The sequence below is a fragment of the Pseudoalteromonas sp. S4492 genome (assembly GCF_005886115.1).
In the GTDB taxonomy this organism is placed as follows: Bacteria; Pseudomonadota; Gammaproteobacteria; order Enterobacterales; family Alteromonadaceae; genus Pseudoalteromonas; species Pseudoalteromonas gelatinilytica.
The window spans coordinates 1-22,681 of sequence record NZ_PNCP01000051.1 but is presented as its reverse complement, the minus strand read 5'-3'; the positions used below and the strand labels follow the sequence as shown (position 1 = coordinate 22,681).

Annotated in this window: 17 protein-coding genes and 1 tRNA gene; 12 read left to right on the top strand and 6 right to left on the bottom strand. The window is 42.5% G+C overall.

Features of this window, described 5'->3' with window-relative positions:
• Nucleotides 1-72: 72 nt before the first annotated feature.
• Together CWC28_RS17100 and CWC28_RS17095 are read left to right on the top strand one after the other, a co-directional pair.
• On the top strand, nt 73-1,308 hold the full coding sequence (locus CWC28_RS17100; protein ID WP_063703334.1) for a DEAD/DEAH box helicase: 1,236 nt from the start codon (nt 73-75) through the stop codon (nt 1,306-1,308).
• Nucleotides 1,309-1,356: 48 nt separating this feature from the next.
• Nucleotides 1,357-2,325: a sensor domain-containing diguanylate cyclase gene (locus tag CWC28_RS17095; protein ID WP_063703337.1), complete on the top strand. Its 969-nt coding sequence runs from the start codon at nt 1,357-1,359 to the stop codon at nt 2,323-2,325.
• Here CWC28_RS17095 and CWC28_RS17090 read toward each other — a convergent pair.
• Nucleotides 2,322-3,278, bottom strand: a complete 957-nt coding sequence (locus CWC28_RS17090) for a methylenetetrahydrofolate reductase (protein WP_063703339.1) — start codon at nt 3,276-3,278, stop codon at nt 2,322-2,324. The genes CWC28_RS17095 and CWC28_RS17090 overlap by 4 nt on opposite strands.
• A 247-nt stretch (nt 3,279-3,525) precedes the next feature.
• On the opposite strand from CWC28_RS17090, the gene CWC28_RS17085 reads away from it, so the two are divergent.
• Nucleotides 3,526-6,411: a M16 family metallopeptidase gene (locus CWC28_RS17085; protein WP_063703342.1), complete on the top strand. Its 2,886-nt coding sequence runs from the start codon at nt 3,526-3,528 to the stop codon at nt 6,409-6,411.
• A gap of 35 nt (nt 6,412-6,446) precedes the next feature.
• Here the strand turns inward: CWC28_RS17085 and CWC28_RS17080 are convergent, their stop codons facing one another.
• The 3 genes from CWC28_RS17080 to CWC28_RS17070 form a co-directional block, all read right to left on the bottom strand.
• Nucleotides 6,447-7,388, bottom strand: a complete 942-nt coding sequence (locus tag CWC28_RS17080) for a sensor domain-containing diguanylate cyclase (RefSeq protein WP_063703344.1) — start codon at nt 7,386-7,388, stop codon at nt 6,447-6,449.
• 330 nt (nt 7,389-7,718) lie between these two features.
• Complete coding sequence (locus CWC28_RS17075; protein WP_063527559.1) at nt 7,719-8,036, bottom strand: helix-turn-helix transcriptional regulator; 318 nt, start codon at nt 8,034-8,036, stop codon at nt 7,719-7,721.
• Nucleotides 8,037-8,039: 3 nt separating this feature from the next.
• Nucleotides 8,040-8,444: a hypothetical protein gene (locus CWC28_RS17070; RefSeq protein ID WP_063703346.1), complete on the bottom strand. Its 405-nt coding sequence runs from the start codon at nt 8,442-8,444 to the stop codon at nt 8,040-8,042.
• Between the two features lie 338 nt (nt 8,445-8,782).
• Between CWC28_RS17070 and cysE the strand changes: the two genes are divergently transcribed.
• Both cysE and CWC28_RS17060 read left to right on the top strand, forming a co-directional pair.
• Nucleotides 8,783-9,607, top strand: coding sequence for a serine O-acetyltransferase (gene cysE, locus CWC28_RS17065; protein WP_063703348.1), 825 nt, complete (start codon nt 8,783-8,785; stop codon nt 9,605-9,607).
• Between the two features lie 20 nt (nt 9,608-9,627).
• On the top strand, nt 9,628-10,281 hold the full coding sequence (locus CWC28_RS17060) for a hypothetical protein (protein ID WP_138625482.1): 654 nt from the start codon (nt 9,628-9,630) through the stop codon (nt 10,279-10,281).
• An 11-nt stretch (nt 10,282-10,292) separates the two neighbouring features.
• Here CWC28_RS17060 and xseA read toward each other — a convergent pair whose 3' ends face one another.
• Nucleotides 10,293-11,627: an exodeoxyribonuclease VII large subunit gene (gene xseA, locus CWC28_RS17055; RefSeq protein ID WP_063703352.1), complete on the bottom strand. Its 1,335-nt coding sequence runs from the start codon at nt 11,625-11,627 to the stop codon at nt 10,293-10,295.
• Nucleotides 11,628-11,761: 134 nt separating this feature from the next.
• On the opposite strand from xseA, the gene guaB reads away from it, so the two are divergent.
• The 5 genes from guaB (at nt 11,762) to rimI (ending at nt 15,936) form a co-directional block, all read left to right on the top strand.
• Nucleotides 11,762-13,231, top strand: coding sequence for an IMP dehydrogenase (guaB, locus tag CWC28_RS17050; RefSeq protein ID WP_063703355.1), 1,470 nt, complete (start codon nt 11,762-11,764; stop codon nt 13,229-13,231).
• Between the two features lie 100 nt (nt 13,232-13,331).
• On the top strand, nt 13,332-14,909 hold the full coding sequence (gene guaA, locus CWC28_RS17045) for a glutamine-hydrolyzing GMP synthase (protein ID WP_063703357.1): 1,578 nt from the start codon (nt 13,332-13,334) through the stop codon (nt 14,907-14,909).
• A gap of 146 nt (nt 14,910-15,055) precedes the next feature.
• Nucleotides 15,056-15,132: transfer RNA gene (locus CWC28_RS17040), tRNA-Trp, on the top strand.
• Nucleotides 15,133-15,200: 68 nt separating this feature from the next.
• Entirely contained in the window at nt 15,201-15,503 is a 303-nt protein-coding gene (locus CWC28_RS17035) for a hypothetical protein (RefSeq protein ID WP_063703359.1), read from the top strand.
• Nucleotides 15,490-15,936, top strand: coding sequence for a ribosomal protein S18-alanine N-acetyltransferase (gene rimI / locus CWC28_RS17030; protein ID WP_063703361.1), 447 nt, complete (start codon nt 15,490-15,492; stop codon nt 15,934-15,936). The genes CWC28_RS17035 and rimI overlap by 14 nt, the downstream gene beginning before the upstream one ends.
• Here the strand turns inward: rimI and CWC28_RS17025 are convergent.
• Complete coding sequence (locus CWC28_RS17025; RefSeq protein ID WP_063703363.1) at nt 15,933-18,587, bottom strand: hybrid sensor histidine kinase/response regulator; 2,655 nt, start codon at nt 18,585-18,587, stop codon at nt 15,933-15,935. The two genes, rimI and CWC28_RS17025, sit on opposite strands and share 4 nt — an antisense overlap.
• A gap of 251 nt (nt 18,588-18,838) precedes the next feature.
• On the opposite strand from CWC28_RS17025, the gene prfC reads away from it, so the two are divergent.
• The gene (prfC, locus tag CWC28_RS17020; protein ID WP_063703365.1) at nt 18,839-20,422 is read left to right on the top strand and encodes a peptide chain release factor 3; all 1,584 of its coding nucleotides are present in this window, start codon (nt 18,839-18,841) and stop codon (nt 20,420-20,422) included.
• Between the two features lie 61 nt (nt 20,423-20,483).
• On the top strand, nt 20,484-22,226 hold the full coding sequence (gene argS / locus CWC28_RS17015) for an arginine--tRNA ligase (protein ID WP_063703367.1): 1,743 nt from the start codon (nt 20,484-20,486) through the stop codon (nt 22,224-22,226).
• The last annotated feature ends 455 nt before the right edge of the window (nt 22,227-22,681 follow it).

The window sequence follows — 22,681 nt, the reverse complement described above, 5'->3', positions numbered from 1 at the left end:
GCTTATTGCGCCTTTTTTGTTGCTGATGTTCCGCGTACAATAGCGCTTTTATAGCTAAATGTACTTCAGACTATGTCAGCAGCGACCTTTTCAGAATTAAATCTTGCCCCTGCATTGCTAACAGCCTTGCAAGAAGAGAACTATCACACTCCTACAGCAATTCAAGCGCAAACAATCCCCCTTATTTTAGCGGGTGCTGATGTAATGGGTAGTGCACAAACGGGAACGGGCAAAACCGCCGCGTTTGTTTTACCACTACTACACAATTTGTTATCTGCTGAAGTACTTCCAGATGCTGTCAAAGTCCTAATTTTAACACCAACCCGAGAGCTCGCTCAGCAAGTATTTGCAAGTGTAGAGCGCTATGCTGTGCATACGGAAATAAAAGCAGCACTGGCTTATGGCGGCGCCAGTATTGGCCCACAAATTAAAGCCATAAAAGGGGCGCAGGTCGTCGTTGCAACACCTGGGCGCTTACTTGACCATGTGATCAAAGGCAGTATTAAACTTTCAAGTATCAATGCCTTGGTATTCGATGAAGCTGATCGCATGCTTGATATGGGCTTTATTGACGAAATTAAACGTATCTTGCGCCATGTGCCAAAAGAGCGTCAAACCTTACTTTTTTCAGCCACATTTGACGACAGCATCTTTAAACTCAGTAAGCAGTTATTAAATGATCCTAAACTAGTTGAAGTGAATAAACGCAATTCAGCAGCGGTTGAAGTTGAGCAGCTAGTTTATGCGGTTGATGAAGACCGTAAGCGTGAGCTGGTATCACATATGATTGGCATGAAAAATTGGCAGCAAGTACTGATATTCACTCGCACTAAGCAAACCGCTGATGTGCTTGCGAAAGAAATGTGTAAAGACGGCTTAAAAACCGAATCTATTCATGGTGATAAGAGCCAAGGTGCGCGCGATAAAGCACTGCAAAATTTTAAATCAGGTGCGACAAGAGTACTGGTTGCGACAGATGTTGCTGCGCGTGGTCTTGATATTGCCTCACTCAAGTATGTGATTAACTATGAGTTGCCTTATGTGGCTGAGGACTACGTACACCGTATTGGTCGAACAGGACGTGCTGGCGAGAAAGGGATGGCGATGTCGCTGGTTAGCATCGATGAGCAGTGGCTATTGGACGAAATAGATATCTTACTCGATACAAGACTCACGCCGCAGTGGTTACCAGGCTATGAGCCAGATTTAACCAAAGAGCCAAAGCAAGTTCGTAAAAATACGAATAAGGCACGTCGCTCTCGTGATAAAAAACGTATTTTAGGGCAAAAAAGTAGGAGACGTTCCTAAATCTGGCATATATTTATACTACCCTCCGGCTAAAGTTGAGAGTTTAGTATGTTAGAAGAGAATAAATGGACGTTCCGCCGCGCTGATAAACAGTTCTCCTTAGAAAAGTGGCAGAAAACAATTGATCTCATGACCGAGCTGTTTTCTGCTCCCGCAGGCTTCATCGTTCATAAAACAGATGATGTCTATCGCATTATCGTTTCCAGTGAGCAGCAAGAAAACCCTTACGATGCAGGGGCTGAATTAAGCGCTGACGATAATATTTTTTGCAAAAAAGTACTGCGTGATATGGCACCGCTCTATGTTGATCATGCCAGCCAAGATAGTCAATGGGATGACAGCCCGCTGGTAAAAGATGGCTTTGAGTCTTATCTTGGGGTGCCCATTAGTTGGCCAAGTGGTGATCCGTTTGGCACCTTTTGCGTTATGGATTTTAAACAAACCCATTACCAACCTAGCTTTTTAGAGTTAATCGAGCAGCTTCGCGATATGGTTGAAGATGACCTTGCACTGTTAGACAACTTTACGCAGATGCGTGAAATTGCCATGCTTGATTCACTGACCAATATTTATAATCGCCGTGCAATAGACCTGCTTTGCCAACATAAATTAAATATATCGAAACGTCTTGGTTTTGATATTAGTTGTTTATTTATCGATATAAACAGTTTTAAACCACTCAATGATACGTATGGTCATGAAGTGGGCGATCTCGCACTGATTTGTTTAGCTGACACGATGAAAGAATGCCTACGTGAAACCGATATTATCGGCCGCCTAGGGGGCGATGAGTTTATTGCGTTATTGCAAGTTCAGCCCGGTGATTGCATAGACAGCATCGCTGATAAGCTCAATACCACTTTCCAAGTGAATTTAGAGAAGCGTGGCATTCCTGTCACGAGTTTAAGTATTGGCTCAGGGGTAATAGCTCAGCCAAAAGAAAACTTTGCTGAGCTATTAAAACGAGCAGATGAAGATATGTATGAGAAAAAGCAAGCCTCTAAGGCAGCACGTTAAGCTATTTGCTTCTCAGCTAGGTTTAACTCCATGGTTGCTTTAAGTAAACGGTAAAGGTTAATTGACGCATCAATTTCTTCTTTACGGTTGGTTAAGCTCTCAATATTTAAACCTAGCGGTACATCTAAATGCGCGCAGCTTTGTAAAATTAAATCGAGATTTTCGCGGCAGATACGCACTGATTCACTCAAGGTGTTTTCCGAATCTAACATACGGTATTTAGTCGCTTCTGGTACAGAAATACCTAACCACTCCATAAATTCCAAGGTCTTTTCACCACCACACGGGGTAAACGTTAGAATAATGCGTTTTGGTGTTGTGCCTTGTGCTTTACAGCTACGCGCATAGCTCGTGATCAAATCAATCGTCGCTTGGGCATTGTAAACGGCTTGCGAGATGAAAAACTTACAACCTTGTGCTGTTTTTTCAACTAAACGCTCATGTTCATTGCGTTTGCTGGCATGACGTTCGGCGATGGTAACGCCACCTAAAAACACATCACTGTCTTGCTTTGCTAAAGCTTTATACGCATCAGGTAGGCTCAATTTGATGTCACCATCAGATGATGGACTGCCTACTAGCACTAAGTTTTTTAGTTCAAAGTCATTGCGTGTTTCATTTAACCACTCACTAAATTCAGCTTCACCACGCTGAGCTACGCTTTTATATGTGATCACATCAAGTTGCGACAAGCTGCGTAGTAACTGACTGTATTCACGAGGATCGACAGTCTCTTTAAACGGAAAAGGACGGGGCTTTGCAATACGGCTACTTTCATCTTGAATGTCGTAGATGATTACACCGTCGTATTCAATTTCATGTAAACGACCAAGTAGCTTTTGGGCAATGGTCTCAAGCTGTGCTTTATCAGTACCTGACTTTGGTGGTGTGGTACCAATTAGGTAGACGCCTTGATTGGTGTCTTCAATTTTCTCTTGTAATGATAAAGCCATAATCCTCATTCCAGCTCGTGCTAATGTCTATGACAAACAATATAGCAGCCATTTAGACGTCTAGATAGATTTTTTTCTTGAAAGTTTTTCAATCACTATGAATTTTACTCAAGTTGAATGCTGGGCGTTTCGCTAAATTGACACACCTGTTTACATAAATAATTGCGCTGACCCTCATATTTTCTGGCACTTTGATGCATAATCAAGCAGCAATGAAGATGAGAAAAATAACTAACAAGGGAACATTATGAAATTTAGATTATTAGCAACCAGTGTTGCTGTAACATTGGCGCTGAGTGGCTGCGCAAGTAATTCACAGTCAACCATGGTTAAAGAAGTCGAAATTGAGCAGCTAGTAAGCCAAGACGATAGCCGTGTATTTAGCCAAGATTACCTATTAGAAGAGCTTGAAAATGGCCTTCGCGTGATGGTAGTAAAAACTGATTACCCTGATGTCGTATCACTGCAGATTCCGGTATCGGTTGGTTCACGTAATGAAGTTGAAGCAGGTAAAACCGGTTTTGCACACTTCTTTGAGCATATGATGTTTAAAGGCTCTGAAAAATTTCCGCAAGATGTGTATTCAGATATTTTAAAGAACTCAGGTGTTGATAATCGTGCATACACAACCAATGATTACACTAACTACCACTTAAACTTTTCAAAAGAGCATTTAGATAAAGTACTTGAAATCGAAGCTGATATTTTCCAAAACCTGACTTACAGCGAAGAGCAGTTCCGCACTGAGGCGCTGACTGTAAAAGGTGAATATTTAAAGAATAATGCCAGCCCAATTCGTAAGTTACTTTCTGCCGTTCGTAACGAAGCATTCGAAAAGCATACGTATAAGCACACCACTATGGGCTTTTTTGAAGACATTGAAGCCATGCCTGATCAAATGGCGTACGGTAAAGACTTCTTCGCTAAATTTTATAAGCCTGAGTATGTATCTTTAGTCATAGTTGGTGATGTGGATCCACAAGAAACCATGGCAATGGTGAAAAAGCATTGGGGTAATTGGAAAAAAGGGAATTACCAAGCAGATATTCCTGTTGAACCTAAACAACAAGCAGCAAAATACATCCATGAGAAAAATGATGGTTTACCAGGTCACTGGTTGCTTGTGTCTTACAAAGGCACGGCATGGGATCCTACTCAAAAAGACCGTGCAGCCCTTGATTTGATCTCGCAGCTGTATTTCTCTAACAACTCGGCACTTTATCAAGAGCTTGTTGTTGATAAACAAATTGCCAGTCAAATGTTTACCTATAACCCAGATACTAAAGATCCGGGTTTATTACATGTGTTTGTAAAAGTCGAAAACGAAGCGGACCTTGCTAAAGCCCGTGATGCGATTAACCGTACTTATGCACAAGCACGTACTGAGTTAGTTGATGCACAAAAGTTAGCGGATTTAAAATCTAACTTAAAATACAGCTTCATTAATGGCTTAGATTCATCGCAGTCAATCGCTTCAACACTTGCAAGTTACATGCATTTTGAGCGCGACCCAGAGGTGATTAACCAACTGTATGCCACGGCTGATAGTATCACGCCAGAAGATATCAAAGCGGTAGCAAACAAGTACTTTGTTGATCCTAGCCGTACCACGGTGACAATGTCGGCGCTTGATAAAGTGACTGGTTTTGAGCAAGAAGTTGATTTAAATGCCTTGGTTGCCAGTATCGAGCAAGCACCTGCAGAGCGTCATTTTAAAGTACTTGATAAAACCAATAGCTCACCACTGGTTGATGTGAACTGGTTATTTAATACCGGCGCAGCGGCTGATCCACAAGGTAAAAAAGGCTTAGCGGCACTCACAGCTGCGATGCTAGCGCAAGGTGGCTCAGAAACCATGAGCTACAAAGATATTCAAAAAGCGCTATACCCACTGGCGGGAAGCTTTGGCTATCAAATCGATAAAGAGATGATTTCTTTACGTGGTCGTGTACATAAAGACAATGCTGCGAAGTGGTATGCACTAGTTAGCGATCAGATGCTAAACCCTGGCTTCAGAGAAGATGATTTTAAACGCCTGAAAAAAGAGCTTATTGATAGCATTAAAGCAGGTCTGAAAGCGTCAAATGACGAAGAGCTAGGTAAAGAAGTGCTTTATCATCAGCTTTATAAAGGCCACCCGTATGAAAGCTATAACTATGGTGATTTATCAGACCTTGAAGCACTGACGCTTGACGATGTAAAAGCGTTTTATGCTAACCAGTTTACTCAATCTAAGTTAACAGTGGGTCTAATTGGTGCGATCCCGGGTGATGTTAAATCGACTATGCTGAAAGATTTAACATCGCTTCCACAAGGTAAAGAAAGCCGCTTAACGATCCCTGATGCGCCAGAACTTAAAGGTCATCATGCAACGATTGTTGAAAAATCAGCGCAATCTACCGCTGTGTCATTTGGTTTCCCAATCGATACAATTCGTAGTAGCGATGACTGGACTGCGCTTTGGTTAGTGCGCTCTTACTTTGGTGAACACCGCAGCTCAAACAGCTTCTTGTATCAGCGTATTCGTCAAACCCGTGGTATGAACTATGGTGACTATGCATACATTGAGTACTTCCCACGTGGTATGTTCCAAACTAAACCTGATGCTAACTTAGGTCGTTCAGAGCAAATTTTCCAAGTGTGGTTACGTCCGCTTCGTTCAAATAACGACGCGCACTTTGCAACACGTACGGCATTATTCGAGCTTGATAAGCTGATTAAAAATGGCATCAGCAAAGAAGATTTTGAAGCTACTCGTAACTTCTTAATTAACTTTGTGCCACAAATGGTTGCAAGCCAAGATCGCCAGTTAGGCTATGCGCTTGATAGTGAGTTCTATAACACTGAGAGCTTTGTTGACTATGTGCGCGGCAAGCTTGAAAAGCTAACCCTTGATGATGTTAACCGTGTTATTCGCGATAACTTGCAAACAGAGAATATTCACTATGTGTTTATTACTGGTGATGGCAAAGACATGCAAACACGTCTAGCCTCAGAGCAAACATCACCTATGGTGTATAACGCTGAAAAACCAGCAGAACTTGTTGCTGAGGATAAAGTCATTGCTGACTATAAACTTGCAATACCTGCAAAAAATATCGCAGTACTTGATGTCGAAAAAGTATTTCAGTAATAACTGGATTAATAGGCTCTAATCAATGCCCCTAATTAGGGGCATTGTTCTATGTTTAATGGTTCGATGTTATCAGCAAGCACAAGTTGGTTTCGACCCGCTTCTTTTGCTTGATAAAGCGCGCTATCAGCCATTTCAATGAGTAACATGGCATCATCATTGCTACTTGGGTAAATAGTTGCTAAACCAATACTAACCGTCAAGGGATGACCGGCAAGCTCTGGTAATTGAAGCGTATTCAGCGCTGCCATAAAACGCGTCACGAGTTTTTGTGCTTGATGGCTTTGCGTATTACCGAGTACCAGTACAAATTCTTCACCGCCGTATCTAGCGCACAAGTCGCCAGGTCTGCGAGTATAATCTGGTAATAGTTTTGCCACTTCTTTTAAGCAAATATCACCCACCAGATGACCAAAGTTGTCATTAAGAGACTTAAAGTTATCAAGGTCGATCATCGCTAACGACAAGGGGTGCTTTAAACGTGCGCAGCGACTCCACTCTTGCTCATAGAAATCGTCAAAATGACGTCGGTTAGCTATTTGCGTGAGACCATCGATACGAGCAAGTTCTCGTACTTGCTGCTCGGCGATTTTACGTTCGGTAATATTTAAGTGGCTGATCACAACATAACCTGTTGTGCCAAGTTTTAAAGGCACTGCGCGCATCATGAACCAGCGGCTTTCGGTATCACTATGGCATGGGTATTCAAGGTAAAATTCGGTGAGTTGTTGATTGATAACTTGGTTTATTCCGGTGTAGGCTTTTGCACCAAATTCATCGCCATGGACTGCGGCTGATTTGCAAATAGCAAGGTAGTTTTGATCTTCCCATTGGGTGTTACACTGGCAATTATTCTCATCGCCAAAGGTCTGCCAACTACGATTTACAAACTTGATATCACCCGAATCATTAATCACCACAATATGCTCAGAGATCGTATCGAGTATTGATTTTAGAAACTCTTTTGATTCAACCACATTCGTTCCTAGCCATTGCCACTTCTTTAAGATTAGCAATAAATGCTGGGTTTTCACCGTGGTTTGTATAAATAACAATTAATAAGGTGTTGTCTTTTATTTATAGCTTGGCTATTTGAAAGTAGATATCTACAGATATTTGTAGGTGCTGATATGTAAAAACTGCCAGCACCTAGCTCAACGCTCAGTTCTGACAGTTATATTTTATTTATATGCTTGGAAATACTAAAGCATTGCGCCAATTTTAACTGCTAGCGCAAATAGCATGGTTGCTATTACAAAGCCGAACAGTGTGGCGTGGCCGCGTTGTTCTTTGGTCATCTTTCACTCCTAAAAAATAACAAATACCGTTGCCATACCAAGGGCAAAACTGACAAACGAAGAAGCGGCTACGATTGCAGCGAGATTCTGCTTACTCACAGCATGTGTTGTGCTTTGTTCTGATACTTCGTCATCGAGCTTAATGAGTTCACCTTGGCGTACTTCAAACACTGCACATAGGCTCATGGTGGTTTCTTTTGATGCCGCACCCTCTTTTTCAACTCGTTGAATGGTACGTAGGCTTACATCACAGGCATCGGCCAGTTGCTGCTGCGTCCAATCGAATTTAAGCCTAAGTGCTTTTATTGTATTGGGGTTCAGTTGCATTACTTACTTCCCAAGAAATGGTTCAATAAAAGTAACGACAGCGTAACCCGATATTGCGCCACCAAGAAAACAGCCTAAGGTAACCAAAGCCACTTGTTTTGGATTATCAGTAAGTGAGGTTTGAGTACTCTGTTTTACTAATTTACCGGCTTTATAAAACGAACATTCAACCTTGCCTGTGAGTATATTTTGCATCTCGAATTTGACTGTATAAGCATTACCTTGGTAGTTAAAGTCATGATTGCTTTTAAAGCCAAAGCTGCGCTTTTCACTCACCAATTCGTCGTTTACATATATTTTTTCTTTACCGCTCATGATGTGACCAAAGCAGGCGATTTGGTTATCACCATCTTGAAAGTAAAATTTATTGCCTAGCTTATGTGAGTTTAGTACGTCGTTTTTCATCATCGTTTCCTTGTTAAGTTGATGATGTAAATTTAATGATTATTTTTGTTTTTTACGCCGTCAGCGATATGTCAGTGCCTATTTTGGCATATGACAGACAAGATGTCATATCTGTCTTGTTATTGAAAAATAAGCACTTTAATTAAATAGCTCGCCTATCATCTTAATTTGTTACTGTCATATGAGTTTGCCTAAAAAGCGCCTATGAATCAGTAAAGAAGACGTTTGTTGTTCTGGTTATTAGATATAACCAGAACAAATAAACAACGGGTTAGTACATCTTGCTACAAATCCGTTAAACTTAAGGCTTAGCAGTTAGGTACAACTAGAAAGGCAATATTATGCGTCATGAAATTTGGCAAAAGCTTCGAGATGAAGCAAACGAAGTCGTTTCCCGTGAACCGCTTTTAGCAAGTCACGTTTATTCGTGTGTGTTGAATCATGAATGCTTAGGATCGGCGCTCAGCTTTATTGTGGCAAATAAACTTGCTGATGCAGTAGTATCGGCATTTACTATTCGAGAATTATTCGACCAAGCCTTTGTTAAATGTGACCTAATGCTGACGCATGTAGCCCATGATATAAAAGCAGTTAAAGATCGTGACCCTGCGGCCGATAGTTATTTAACTGTAATTTTGAATCTTAAAGGCTTCCATGCAATACAAGCACATCGACTCGCACACTGCTTATGGCTGCAAAACCGAAAAGAGCTTGCTCGCTTCATTCAGAGCAGAACCTCAGAAGTATTTGGCGTTGACATCCATCCTGCTTGTAAAGTTGGTCATGGTATTATGTTTGACCATGCAACTGGGATTGTAATTGGTGAAACAGCGGTTATTGAAGATAACGTATCGATTCTACAATCTGTAACCTTAGGTGGTACAGGTAATGAGCAAGGTGACCGCCACCCTAAAATTCGCGCCGGTGTTTTGATTGGCGCAGGTGCTAAAGTACTGGGTAACATCGAAGTAGGAGAGGGTGCGCGTATTGGTGCAAACTCTGTCGTGTTAAGTGCGGTTCCAGCGCACACGACAGTGGTTGGGGTACCTGCTAAAGTGGTCGGCAAACCGAGCTGTCCCTGTCCAGCAGAAAGCATGAACCAAAACTTTTTAGACGATGGTACGACTACCGCTAGTAATGCCTCTCACACCAGTGCTATGTTGTAGTTTTACACGATAAAAGAGCAATGGAATTGTCTAAATTATTCTTCGGATTAGCTGTTACAGCGTCATTTATATGTGGCGCTGTCGCTATGTCACTTTTTCAATCTACTCCACAACAGCCACACACTTATCAGCAACAATTTGTTGAAGAACAAATAGCTCAAGCACCAGAGCAGCAAGCCACTGCTATAGCGCCTGTTATTAATAAACAAGTTGTTGAAATTAATTCAGATAGTTCAGCAGCTGTTAGCAAAAGCGAGCTTGAGCAACAAGTCGCAGAGCTAAAGTTGCAAGTTCAAAACCAACAAGCGGTGATTGCCAGTTACCGTTCAAGTGCGATACCTCCACAGCAAATCGACTCACATCTAGATGAACTTTATACCTTGTTAGAAGAGCAATCTCGCGATGAGGCGTGGGCTTATCAAGTGGAAACAGCCATGAGTGATTTTTTAATCATGGCAGATTTACCTGTGCAACCACAGCTGAGTGTTTCTTCATGCAAAAGCTCGGTGTGTCAGTTTAAGCTATTACAACCAGAGGGTGTTGATGACTTGCCAAGTCATTATTGGCGCAACATGACCGATAAAATGATGGAACAAAGCTGGTGGAAGCAATTTAAATTTACCTCCACCACCTCAAGTGACGATAGTCTAACAATCATCGCAAGCACGCAGTGATATCAAAGATATCAAACAACTTTTGATTGTAGTTGACCATCAGCAAGCTCGGTGGTTATAAGCTCACCAGAGCTTACATCGTTAACTGATTTCACCACGCCACCGAGCTGGTTTTTAGTAATACTATAACCACGCGCTAACACACTGAGAGGGCTCACAGAATCTAAACGGCTCGCTTGTAATGAAAGCTGGTTTCGAGAACTTGAAAGTTGCTGCTGCATCGCTTGTGTAAGCCTTGCATGTAATTGCGCCAGTTGATGCTCGCTTTTCGCTAGATGCTTTTCGGGTGAGCGTTGCATTAAGCGTGGTGTTAGGTTGGCAAGTGCTCGCTCATATCGCTGGATTTTGCCACGCATTGCGCTGTGTAAGGCCAAACTAAGTTCATCTAGTTTTTGCGTTTGTTGGTTAAGTTGATTACGCGGATGGCAAAGCTGTAAGCGGTGCTCAAATTGAGTTGCGGTACTGCGCTTAACTGCTAAAGCGTGTTTAAATGCGTGATTTAAGTGCCTAACTAACTGCGTAACCTTGTTATGTAGCTCTTCGGTATTTGGGCTAACAAGTTCTGCGGCTGCAGAAGGGGTTGCGGCGCGAATATCGGCGACATAATCACTAATCGTGGTATCGACCTCGTGACCAACGGCGCTAACGATGGGTAAGTGACTGGCAAAAATAGCGCGGGCTAGTTGCTCATGGTTAAAACACCATAAATCTTCAAGTGAACCACCACCGCGACCTAGTATGAGCACATCTACTTCGTTACGCTGGTTGGCGATGTTTATTTTTTCTATTAATTGGCTGTGTGCATCTGCGCCTTGCACCATTGCTGGGTAAATCACGACTTCAAGCTGCGGTGCACGGCGTTTAAGCACCGTCAGAATATCGCGAATAGCTGCTCCTGTGGCTGAGGTGATCACCCCAACACGGTTAATATTAGTTGGTAATGGTTTTTTGTGGGCTGAGCTAAATAGGCCTTCGGCAGCTAAGCGCATTTTAAGTGCATCAAATTCTTGTTTTAGTAAACCTTCACCCGCAGGGGCCATGTGTTCAACAATTAGTTGATAATCACCACGAGGTTCATACAAAGATACGCGGGCACGCACGGTTACTTGTGCACCATTGCTCGGGCGAAAAGTTTGGCCGCGATTATTGCCGCGCCACATCGCCGCTTTTACTTGAGCTCGGTCGTCTTTTAACGTGAAGTACCAGTGTCCTGATGCTGGGGCTATAAAGTTAGAAATTTCGCCATTTAAGATAAGCGATGAAAAGCCTTGTTCTAAAACATGACGAATTTCCTTATTTAGGCGCGAGACCGTATAAACAGGCTGTGTTGTGTGCGTAAAAGCCATTAAAAACCCCAGTAAAAAATTCTCTGTGTACTTTAACACAAATAAATGAATAATTTTATTTACTCGTGCTCATAACGCTGATAAAATTTGGCCGCAATTCCTTATACTCAGATCCACATGTGAGAAGTTGCACTATGCTAAGAATCGCTAAAGAAGCTCTTACCTTTGACGACGTACTACTTGTACCAGGTCATTCTACTGTTTTGCCACACACGGCAAATATTTCAACTCGCTTAACGCGTGGTATCAATCTTAACTTGCCGCTAGTTTCAGCATCTATGGATACTGTAACTGAAGCACGCTTAGCGATTGCTCTAGCGCAAGAGGGCGGTTTAGGTTTCATCCACAAAAACATGACAATTGAAGAGCAAGCTAAAAACGTACGTAAAGTTAAAACGTACGAAGCGGGTATTGTTTCTTTCCCTGTTACTGTGACTGCGGATCTTACAATTGCTGATGCTATCGCACTTTCAGAAGAAAAAGGTTTTTCAGGTTTCCCTGTAACCGACGCTGACAATAACCTTGTAGGTATTGTTACAAGCCGTGATATGCGTTTTGAAACGAAACTTGAGCAGCCTGTTTCTACAGTGATGACGAAAAAAGAATCGTTAGTAACTGTTAAAGAAGGTGCAGACCGTGATGAGATCTTAGGTCTAATGCACGAGCACCGTATCGAAAAAATTCTTGTTGTTGATGATGCATTTAAACTAAAAGGCATGATCACTGTAAAAGATTATCAAAAAGCACAAGACAAGCCTCACGCATGTAAAGATGAGCAAGGTCGTCTTCGTGTAGGTGCCGCTGTTGGTGTTGGTCCTGGTACTGACGAGCGTATCGCAGCCCTAGTTGAAGCCGGTGTTGACGTATTACTTATCGATACATCACATGGTCACTCACAAGGTGTAATCGACCGTGTTGCTCAAACACGTCAAGCATACCCAGATCTACAAATCGTAGCAGGTAACGTTGCAACAGCTGAAGGTGCGATTGCCCTTGCTGATGCGGGTGTTGACGCTGTTAAGGTAGGTATTGGCCCTGGTTCTATCTGTACTACTCGTATCGTAACAGGTTGTGGTGTACCACAAATTACAGCGATTTCTGACGCAGTTGAAGGCTTAAAAGGCCGCGATATTCCTGTTATCGCTGACGGTGGTATTCGTTTCTCAGGTGACATTGTAAAAGCACTTGTTGCCGGTGCATCATGTGTAATGGTGGGTTCAATGTTAGCGGGTACTGAAGAAGCACCAGGTGAAGTTGAGCTATACCAAGGTCGTTACTACAAGTCTTACCGTGGTATGGGTAGCCTTGGCGCTATGAACCAAAAAGAAGGTTCATCAGACCGTTACTTCCAAAAATCGAACGAAGCAGACAAGCTTGTTCCTGAAGGTATCGAAGGCCGTGTTGCTTATAAAGGTCCTATCGCGACAATCATTCACCAACAAGTGGGCGGTCTTCGCAGTGCAATGGGCTTAACAGGCTGTGCAACAATTGAAGAGTTAAATACTAAACCTCAATTTGTTCGCGTTACTTCAGCGGGTATGGGTGAGTCACACGTTCACGACGTACAGATCACTAAAGAAGCGCCAAACTACCGCTTAGGTTAATTACCTTAAGGTATTGAAATTACATGGGCTAGCTTTTGCTAGCCCTAATTTATTTATCATCTCCCTTTGGGAGAGCAGTTCCTGACTAACGAGATACTCCATGAGCAAAGACATTCACGATTCACGAATTCTCATTTTAGATTTTGGTTCGCAATACACACAGTTAATCGCACGTCGTATACGTGAGATTGGTGTTTACTGTGAGCTATGGGCATGGGATGTAACTGAAGAGCAAATCCGCGAATTTAATCCACAAGGTATTATTTTGTCGGGTGGCCCTGAGTCTACAACACTTGAAAACAGCCCTCGTGCTCCTGAGTATGTATTTAATGCAGGCGTTCCAGTACTTGGTATTTGTTACGGCATGCAAACAATGGCAATGCAACTGGGTGGTAGCGTACACAGCTCTGATAAGAAAGAGTTTGGTTATGCGCAAGTTGAGAAAGTAGGTAACTGTGCGTTATTCGATGCTATCGAAGACCACATTACTGACGGCGGTGCTGGCGTACTTGACGTTTGGATGAGCCACGGCGATAAAGTGATGGAAGTACCAGAGACTTTCAAAACAACTGCTAAAACATCAACATGTCCACATGCAGCAATGTCATGGGAAGAAAAGCGTTTCTACGGCGTACAGTTCCACCCAGAAGTAACTCACACTCATCAAGGTCAACGTTTACTTGAGCGTTTTGCAATTGATATCTGTGGCTGTGAAAAGCTATGGACACCAGCTAAAATCATCGATGATGCTATTGAGCGTATTAAGCAAACAGTGGGTGATGACGAAGTTATCCTAGGTTTATCAGGTGGTGTTGATTCATCTGTTGTAGCTATGCTTATTCACCGTGCAATCGGCGACAAGCTAACGTGTGTATTCGTTGATAACGGTCTTCTTCGTTTAAACGAAGGTCAGCAAGTTATGGACATGTTTGGCAACAAGTTTGGCCTAAACATTGTTAAGGTTGATGCTGAAGATCAATTCTTAGCTGACTTAGCTGGTAAATCAGACCCAGAAGATAAGCGTAAAGCGATTGGTCATACGTTCATTAAAGTATTCGATGAGCAAGCTAAAAAGCTGAAAAATGCTAAATGGTTAGGTCAAGGTACTATCTACCCAGACGTAATCGAATCTGCTGCATCAGCAACAGGTAAAGCACACGTAATCAAGTCTCACCACAACGTTGGTGGTTTACCAGACGACATGAAAATGGGTCTTGTTGAGCCATTACGTGAGCTATTTAAAGATGAAGTACGTAAAATTGGTCTTGAGCTTGGCCTACCTTACGACATGCTTTACCGTCACCCATTCCCGGGTCCTGGTTTAGGTGTTCGTGTACTTGGTGAAATCAAGAAAGAGTACTGTGATTTACTACGTCGCGCAGATGCAATCTTCATCGAAGAGCTACACAAAGCTGAGCTTTACCATAAAGTAAGCCAAGCATTCACTGTATTCTTACCAGTTAAATCGGTAGGTGTAATGGGTGATGCACGTAAATACGACTGGGTTGTATCACTACGTTGTGTAGAAACAATCGACTTTATGACGGCACGTTGGTCACACTTACCTTATGAATTCTTAGGTGTGGTTTCAAACCGTATCATCAACGAAATCGATGGTATCTCACGTGTTGTTTACGATATTTCAGGTAAGCCACCGGCAACAATCGAGTGGGAATAATTTTATTATTCTGACCTGAATTGGTACAAAAACGGCGAATTAGCTTGCTAATTCGCCGTTTTGTTTATTTAAGAAGCAGTTAAACTAAAAACTGTGTTTTTTTACTTTACCTTTGAAAAAAGCTCTATATAATTCGACGACATTGCAGGGGCGTAGTTCCAATTGGTAGAACAGCGGTCTCCAAAACCGACGGTTGGGAGTTCGAATCTCTCCGCCCCTGCCATTTCTTCCTTCTTTACTTTAATCGCAAATCTCCCTATATTACTTGCTCTTAATCATGATTGAGTTGTTATGAATCCAAGTTACGCTGCGATATTCTCTGTACAATCTTTAGAGTTAAATCAACACTATCGAACTGCGCCTGATATTTCTGGCGAACAGATGCCAAACACTCAACAAGAAACCCTCACGCTACCGTTACAGTTTCACCAAGATCTCGAAAAAGCGTTTGCGCCGTTAGTGATCACTCAAATCGTAAAAGCAGCAAGTATTAGTTGGCAACAGGGCTGTTTAGCTTTACCTAGCGAGAAGCTTAATAGTGAACAGAAAAAACAACTTTGGTCTTTAATCGGTGAGCAACTTGATAAGCTTTAAACCTGTAGATGCAAGCTATATTAGCCAGTTAATGGCTATTGAAAACGCCTGCCATAGTCACCCGTGGACAGAGAAAACCATGCTGTCGTGTTTAGCTGGGCGTTACTTTAACCTGGCTGCTTTTCAAGGCGATGACATGCTTGGGTTTTATATCGGTGAACAAGCGGGCCCGGATTACACCTTAATGGATATTTGTGTTGCGCCTAAGTATCAAGGGCAGGGCATTGCTAAGCGATTGTTAAATGCCTTTATTGAGCATGGCGAGCAGCACCAAGCTGAAAATCTCTTCTTAGAAGTGCGTGAATCAAATGCACCCGCTATTGGCCTGTATGAAAGCGCTGGCTTTTCACATATGTCGGTGCGTAAGAACTATTACCCAACCGCGACAGGCAACGAAGACGCTATTTTAATGGGGATGAGCTTTTCCCTTTAAGATGCCTCTTCAAGGGCATCGATAAGTGCGTTGTAACATTGTTCAACTTGCTCTGTTTGATTACTGCGTAATGCATTTTCAAGTTGGCCTGCGGTCTTATGAATTGCTTCAAAACTAAAACACCCCGCACTGCCTTTTAGACTGTGCGCCAATGAGCGGAGTGCTTCCCACTCTTTAGCACGATACAACTGCACAACTTGAGATAAGTAATCAGGTAGTTTTGAACGGTAGTTGTCGTTAATTTGTTGGAACTTTTCACTTTTTAGTAAGTTTTCCCACTTGTTTTGACTGTCTTTTTCAATGTGTAGGTAGCTTACAAGCACTTGCTCTAGAGCATCTTTGTCGATTGGTTTGGCGAGTGCTTCATCACAGCCAGCCTCTATGTAGGTATCGACATCGGTTTTCATTACATTGGCCGTAAGCGCAATGATAGGGCCATCATAGGCTGCGTGACGTAACATTTGCGTTGCTTCTAAGCCGCCCATGACAGGCATCTGCATATCCATGATGATCAGCTGATAATCATTTACCAATGCCATTTCTACTGCTTCAGCCCCATTTTTGGCAATGTCTGGCTCAAGCCCCCAAGTTTGTAACAGTAGTTTGATCAGTAACTGGTTATCTGGGTTATCTTCGGCTACCAGAATATTGGCATCAAAGCTATTCGCTGCGAATGACAGCTGAACGTCTTTACTTGGTGAGAGCTGCTCATAGCTATGAATAAAGCCCTCATTTTGTAACTGCTCGGCATTTAAATGAGCAGCAACTTGGACGGTAAAACAACTGCCGTTTCCAGGTTCGCTAATAAGTTGCACATCACCGCCTAGCAACTGGGCTAAGTTCTTCGATATACACAAGCCAAGGCCTGTACCACCGAAGCGGCGAGTGGTCGTCGCATCGGCTTGTTCAAACGGTTTGAACACCCGTTCAACCTCACGCTCTGACATACCAATACCGGTATCTTGAATCGCAAATTCTAAATGTTGTTTATTGCTGTTGTAACTTATATCGATTGAGATGCTGCCTTTCTCAGTGAACTTAACTGCGTTGCTGGCAATATTGATTAAAATTTGTTTTAAACGTGTGGTATCGCTATTAATGGTTTTGGGTACTGGCAGCTGGTAGTTAATATTAAACGCCAGTTGCTTTTCATTAGCCAGCGGGCGAATAATCGAATCAATATCATGAATAAGCTGCACCACATTGCATGGGCCGCGTTCAACAGCCAGTTTTTCAGCCTCAATTTTTGATAAATCAAGAATGTTATTAATAAGCTCAAGTAAGTGCTTAGAATTACGTAAAATAGTACTTAAATGCTGCTCATCATTCACCGCATCTTTGTTGTGCAGGAGCTGCTCTGTAAAGCCCATAATTGCGGTTAGTGGGGTGCGAATTTCATGACTCATATTCGCTAAAAAGCGGCTTTTCAGTTGGTTGGCTTGCTCAGCTTGGGCAATGGCCACTTCTAGCTTGCTATTCATTGCTTCGAGGGCTTTGGTACGGCTTTCTACTTTTTCTTCTAGGTGATGCTTATATTCCTCAAGCTCGTCTTGGTAATGACGAATTTGGTTCACCATGTGGTTAAAGTCATTGAAAAGCACGCCTACTTCATCGTTTGTATGTGCTGGCAAGTACACAGATAAATCACCATCACCCACCCGATGGCTTGCAGCCCCTAATAATTCGACTGGGGTGAGTAGTAAGTTGCGCACCACTATGTAGATCAAAATAGGCAGTGAAATCACAGAGATAATTACAATTAACGCAGTAATTAAGCTGATGGCTTTACCTGATTGATACAGCAAATCTTTGGGAGTGGTTGAGATAAAGTAATCACCGTCGGTCATTTGTACCGCGTAGATAATGCGCTCTTCTTTGTCGATACTCGATAGTTCAATACTGGCTAGTTTGCCGTAATCAGCCAACCGCTTAATTTGTTCAAGCTCATATTCACTTAAATAGCTGCCACGTAAGTCATAGTCTGAGCTAAATAAAATTTGCCCCTTAGTGGTCAAAAATAAATTTAAGGTGTTATTAAATGGCGCTTCTAAAATGCTGGCGTTTAGTATTGATGGTTCAACATGAACAACAATAAACCCTAGCTGCTGCGGCTGTTTTAAGTAGTAATCGATATTATAAATGGGGTGCACAAAGTACAGGCTAGTTGAGCCATCTTCTTTGGGGATCATAAATTGCTGTTGACGCAAATTTGATTGCAGCACTTGATCAAAAAACGGGTAGCTGTCGGGAGCTGGGGTTAATTGACTTGAATAAAACGCATCGCTTTTACCATCTGGGGCAACATAGTTGATGCTTACAATATCAGGGTAAGCTTCTGAATAGCTGGCGAATACATTCATCAACTCGCCAAGGCGCTCAATATATTGATTTTTTGATTCGGGTTCGCGGGCTAAAAAGTCTGCCAATACCGGAGAGGTCGAAAGTAACCGAGTAATCGAATGAAATGAGTCAATGTAATTGAAGATTTTTTGCTGTTGCTGCTCAACAAAGCGACTGACAATTAGCTCAGCTTGTTTTTTTGTTGAATTGGTCACATTGGTTAACGTAAAGCCACCTAAAAACAACAAAGGTAAGATCACTAATGGTGTGATATACCATAATAATCGAATACTGAGCTTACTGGTTTTCATGACCTAAATTGATATCCCTCCGTGCAATTTATCAATAGTATGCGTTACAACTTGATTACACAAGCTTAGCAAAAAAGTGAACAACGAAAATAGCAAAGCAAAGGTGAATAATTACTTACAATCGCTGCTTTTTTGGCTAAGACAAACAAGGTATAATACTCGGCAATTCTATTTTATTTTTACAGTGCGCACCGAGCTTTATAATTTATAAGGCAGTTAAGTGCGCTTTGTTATGACTAAAAGCAGCTTACATGTCTAATTTAACTACCGAAATTAATAAACGACGCACCTTTGCGATCATCTCGCACCCGGATGCGGGTAAAACCACCATTACAGAAAAAGTTCTGTTATTCGGACAAGCGATTCAAAAAGCGGGTACCGTAAAGGGTCGTGGCTCAAACCAGCACGCAAAATCAGACTGGATGGAAATGGAAAAAGAACGTGGTATCTCGGTAACTACGTCTGTTATGCAATTTCCTTACAATGAGCGTCTGGTTAACTTACTTGATACTCCTGGACACGAAGACTTCTCTGAAGATACTTACCGTACATTAACGGCGGTTGACTCGTGTCTAATGGTAATCGACGCGGCGAAAGGTGTTGAGGATCGTACTCGTAAATTAATGGAAGTAACACGCTTACGTACTACGCCTATCGTAACTTTCATGAATAAGTGTGACCGTGATATTCGTGATCCAATGGAGTTATTAGACGAAGTTGAGACTGAGCTTAACATCGCCTGTGCGCCAATCACTTGGCCGATTGGGTGTGGTAAAGAGTTTAAAGGTGTGTATCACATTCACCGTGAAGAAACGATTTTGTATAGCACAGGTCAAGGCCACACAATCCAAGAAGTGCGTGTTATTAAAGGCTTAGATAATCCTGAGCTTGATACGGCGATTGGTAGCGAACTTGCTGAGCAGTTGCGTGAAGAACTTGAGCTAGTTGTCGGTGCATCACACGAATTTGACTTAGATCTGTTTTTAGCGGGCGAGCTATCACCGGTGTATTTTGGTACGGCATTAGGTAACTTTGGTGTTGACCATGTACTTGATGGTTTAACTGAGTGGGCACCTGCGCCATTACCTCGCGAAACAGAAGACCGCCAAGTAGCAGCAACAGAAGAGAACTTCTCTGGCTTCGTATTTAAAATCCAAGCGAACATGGACCCTAAACACCGTGACCGTATTGCCTTTATGCGTATTGTATCTGGCAAATATAGCCAAGGTATGAAAATGAGCCATGTACGTATTGGTAAGCAAGTCAGTATTTCTGATGCGGTAACCTTTATGGCTGGTGATCGTGAGCGAGCGCAAGATGCGTACGCGGGTGACATCATTGGTTTACACAACCACGGTACAATTCAAATTGGTGATACCTTCACACAAGGCGAAAAAATGAAGTTTGGTGGTATTCCTAACTTCGCACCAGAATTATTCCGCCGTATTCGCTTAAAAGATCCTTTAAAACAAAAGCAATTGTTAAAAGGCTTAGTTCAGCTATCTGAAGAAGGTGCTGTGCAAGTATTTAGACCGCTTATTAATAATGACCTTATCGTTGGTGCGGTCGGTGTACTACAGTTTGATGTGGTTGTTGCGCGTTTAAAAGCAGAATACAACGTAGATGCGATTTACGAAGGTGTCAGTGTAAATACAGCACGCTGGGTACACTGTGATGATGCGAAAAAATTCGAAGAGTTTAAGCGTAAGTGCGAAAGCAACTTAGCGCTTGATGGTGGTGATAACCTTACTTATATCGCGCCAAGCCGTGTAAATCTAAACTTATCGATGGAGCGCTATCCAGATATCAAGTTTAACCACACACGCGAAAACTAATACGCTAAGTCTGCTTCAAATTTAAGTGCCCGCATAGCGGGCCATAAAGGTAAAAATTACAATGAATATTCGTACTCTTTTAATCGAAAAAGCAATTGCTGCAATGGTTGCAGCAGGATTACCAGAAGATACAAATCCAGCGGTAACGCAAAGCACACGTCCGCAGTTTGGTGATTACCAAATCAATGGTGCAATGGGCGCGGCTAAAAAATTAAAATCAAACCCGCGTGAACTAGCACAAAAAATTATCGATAACCTAGACCTTGCTGATATCGCAGAAAAAACTGAAATCGCAGGCCCAGGTTTTATCAATATTCACTTAAAGCCTGAGTTTTTATCTGCAAGCTTAAAAGCGGCAAACGAAGACGAAAAGCTGGCTGTTGCACCACATGCAACGGCGCAAAAAGTGGTTGTTGATTACTCATCACCTAACCTTGCTAAAGAAATGCACGTAGGTCACTTACGTTCAACCATCATTGGTGATGCGGTTGTTCGTGCCCTTGAGTTCCGTGGTGATGAAGTTGTTCGTCAAAACCACATGGGTGACTGGGGTACTCAGTTTGGTATGTTAATCGCGCACTTAGAAGATCAAATCAATCAAGGTGTTGATTTAGACAAAGTGGCGCTTGCTGACCTTGAAACCTTCTACCGTGATGCGAAAAAACGCTTTGATGATGAAGAAGGGTTTGCTGATAAAGCGCGTGATTACGTTGTTAAATTACAAGGTGGCGATGCACACTGTGAAAAACTGTGGAAGTTATTCATCGCGACTTCTGTAAAGCACTCTGAAGAAGTTTACAAGCGTCTAAACGTAACACTTACAGCAGATGACATCATGGCTGAAAGTGCATACAACAGTGAACTTGCAAACATCATCGCACTATTAAAAGACAAAAACATTGCTGTTGAATCTGATGGCGCACAAGTGGTGTTTTTAGATGAGCTTGCTAACAAAGACGGCGAGCCTTCAGTGTTTATCGTACAGAAATCAGGTGGTGGTTTCTTATACGCGACGACTGACTTAGCGGCCTGTGATTACCGTTCAAATAAACTAGGTGCTGATCGTATCCTAATCTTTGTAGATGCACGTCAAAGCTTACACTTCAATCAAGTTGAGCTAACAGCACGTAAAGCAGGTTTATTACGTGATGAAACAAGTTATGAATTCTGCCCATTCGGCACCATGATGGGTGAAGACGGTAAGCCATTCAAAACTCGTACTGGCGGTACGGTTAAACTTGCTGATTTACTTGAAGAATCAATCACTCGTGCAGCAGCTAAACTTGCTGAGCGTGAGTCAGATTTAAGCGACGAAGAGCGTAGCGAAATTGCCCGTAAAGTAGGTATTGGCGCAGTGAAATATGCGGATCTTTCTAAGCACCGTACTAGCGATTATATCTTCAACTGGGACACAATGCTGAGCTTTGAAGGTGCGACAGCGCCTTACTTACAATATGCATACACGCGTGTTCGCAGTATTTTCCGTAAATCAGGTATCGATGCAGCGTCATTAACAGCTGACGTTGCAATCAACGAGCCACAAGAAAAAGCGCTGGCGCTTAAACTTCTTCAGCTAGAAGAAGTACTGGATCTAATGATCAGCGAAGCGACACCGCACGTATTATGTGGATACCTATACGAACTAGCAAGCCTATACATGACGTTCTACGAAGCATGCCCAGTTCTAAAAGAAGGCGTAGAGCCAAGTGTTCGTGACAGCCGTTTAGTACTGTGTAATTTGGTTGCGAAGACATTGAAATCAGGGTTGGATCTTTTAGGTATCGAAGTCATGGAGCAAATGTAATCACCGTCGTATTTTAACCTAATACTGCGTTGTCAAACCGACTGACCCTAATCACATACAAAACACGTATGCTCATAGGGATAAGTCGGTTTTCCGCCTTGTCTTAGGCTAAACTACTTAGGTGAATTCTGCTTCGTGTAGTTCGCTTTGACTGCGTTGTCGTGCTTTTTTAACCGAAGTCACATACAAAACACGTATGCTCCTTGGTATAAAAAAGCACTTCGCCTTGTCAGCACTCCTACACTTGCAGATGATGCGCTTTGTAGGTTGGGTAGAGCGCAGCGAAACCGAGTATAAATCGCAGGCCCTAGACTCTAGGCGCTAGGGGAGTAGCTTGTAGAACCTAGAACCTAGAACCTAGAACCTAGAACCTAGAACCTAGAACCTAGAACCTAGAACCTAGAACCTAGAACCTAGCTTCGTAGGTTGGGTAGAGCGCAGCGAAACCCAACACA

Bases quoted from the DNA above. Each gene is read 5' to 3' on its own strand.
- CWC28_RS17100 (WP_063703334.1), top strand. From the start codon at position 73: ATGTCAGCAGCGACCTTTTCAGAATTAAATCTTGCCCCTGCATTGCTA.
- CWC28_RS17095 (WP_063703337.1), top strand. From the start codon at position 1,357: ATGTTAGAAGAGAATAAATGGACGTTCCGCCGCGCTGATAAACAGTTC.
- CWC28_RS17090 (WP_063703339.1), bottom strand. From the start codon at position 3,278: ATGGCTTTATCATTACAAGAGAAAATTGAAGACACCAATCAAGGCGTC.
- CWC28_RS17085 (WP_063703342.1), top strand. From the start codon at position 3,526: ATGAAATTTAGATTATTAGCAACCAGTGTTGCTGTAACATTGGCGCTG.
- CWC28_RS17075 (WP_063527559.1), bottom strand. From the start codon at position 8,036: ATGCAACTGAACCCCAATACAATAAAAGCACTTAGGCTTAAATTCGAT.
- CWC28_RS17070 (WP_063703346.1), bottom strand. From the start codon at position 8,444: ATGATGAAAAACGACGTACTAAACTCACATAAGCTAGGCAATAAATTT.
- cysE (WP_063703348.1), top strand. From the start codon at position 8,783: ATGCGTCATGAAATTTGGCAAAAGCTTCGAGATGAAGCAAACGAAGTC.
- CWC28_RS17060 (WP_138625482.1), top strand. From the start codon at position 9,628: ATGGAATTGTCTAAATTATTCTTCGGATTAGCTGTTACAGCGTCATTT.
- xseA (WP_063703352.1), bottom strand. From the start codon at position 11,627: ATGGCTTTTACGCACACAACACAGCCTGTTTATACGGTCTCGCGCCTA.
- guaB (WP_063703355.1), top strand. From the start codon at position 11,762: ATGCTAAGAATCGCTAAAGAAGCTCTTACCTTTGACGACGTACTACTT.
- guaA (WP_063703357.1), top strand. From the start codon at position 13,332: ATGAGCAAAGACATTCACGATTCACGAATTCTCATTTTAGATTTTGGT.
- CWC28_RS17035 (WP_063703359.1), top strand. From the start codon at position 15,201: ATGAATCCAAGTTACGCTGCGATATTCTCTGTACAATCTTTAGAGTTA.
- CWC28_RS17025 (WP_063703363.1), bottom strand. From the start codon at position 18,587: ATGAAAACCAGTAAGCTCAGTATTCGATTATTATGGTATATCACACCA.
- prfC (WP_063703365.1), top strand. From the start codon at position 18,839: ATGTCTAATTTAACTACCGAAATTAATAAACGACGCACCTTTGCGATC.
- argS (WP_063703367.1), top strand. From the start codon at position 20,484: ATGAATATTCGTACTCTTTTAATCGAAAAAGCAATTGCTGCAATGGTT.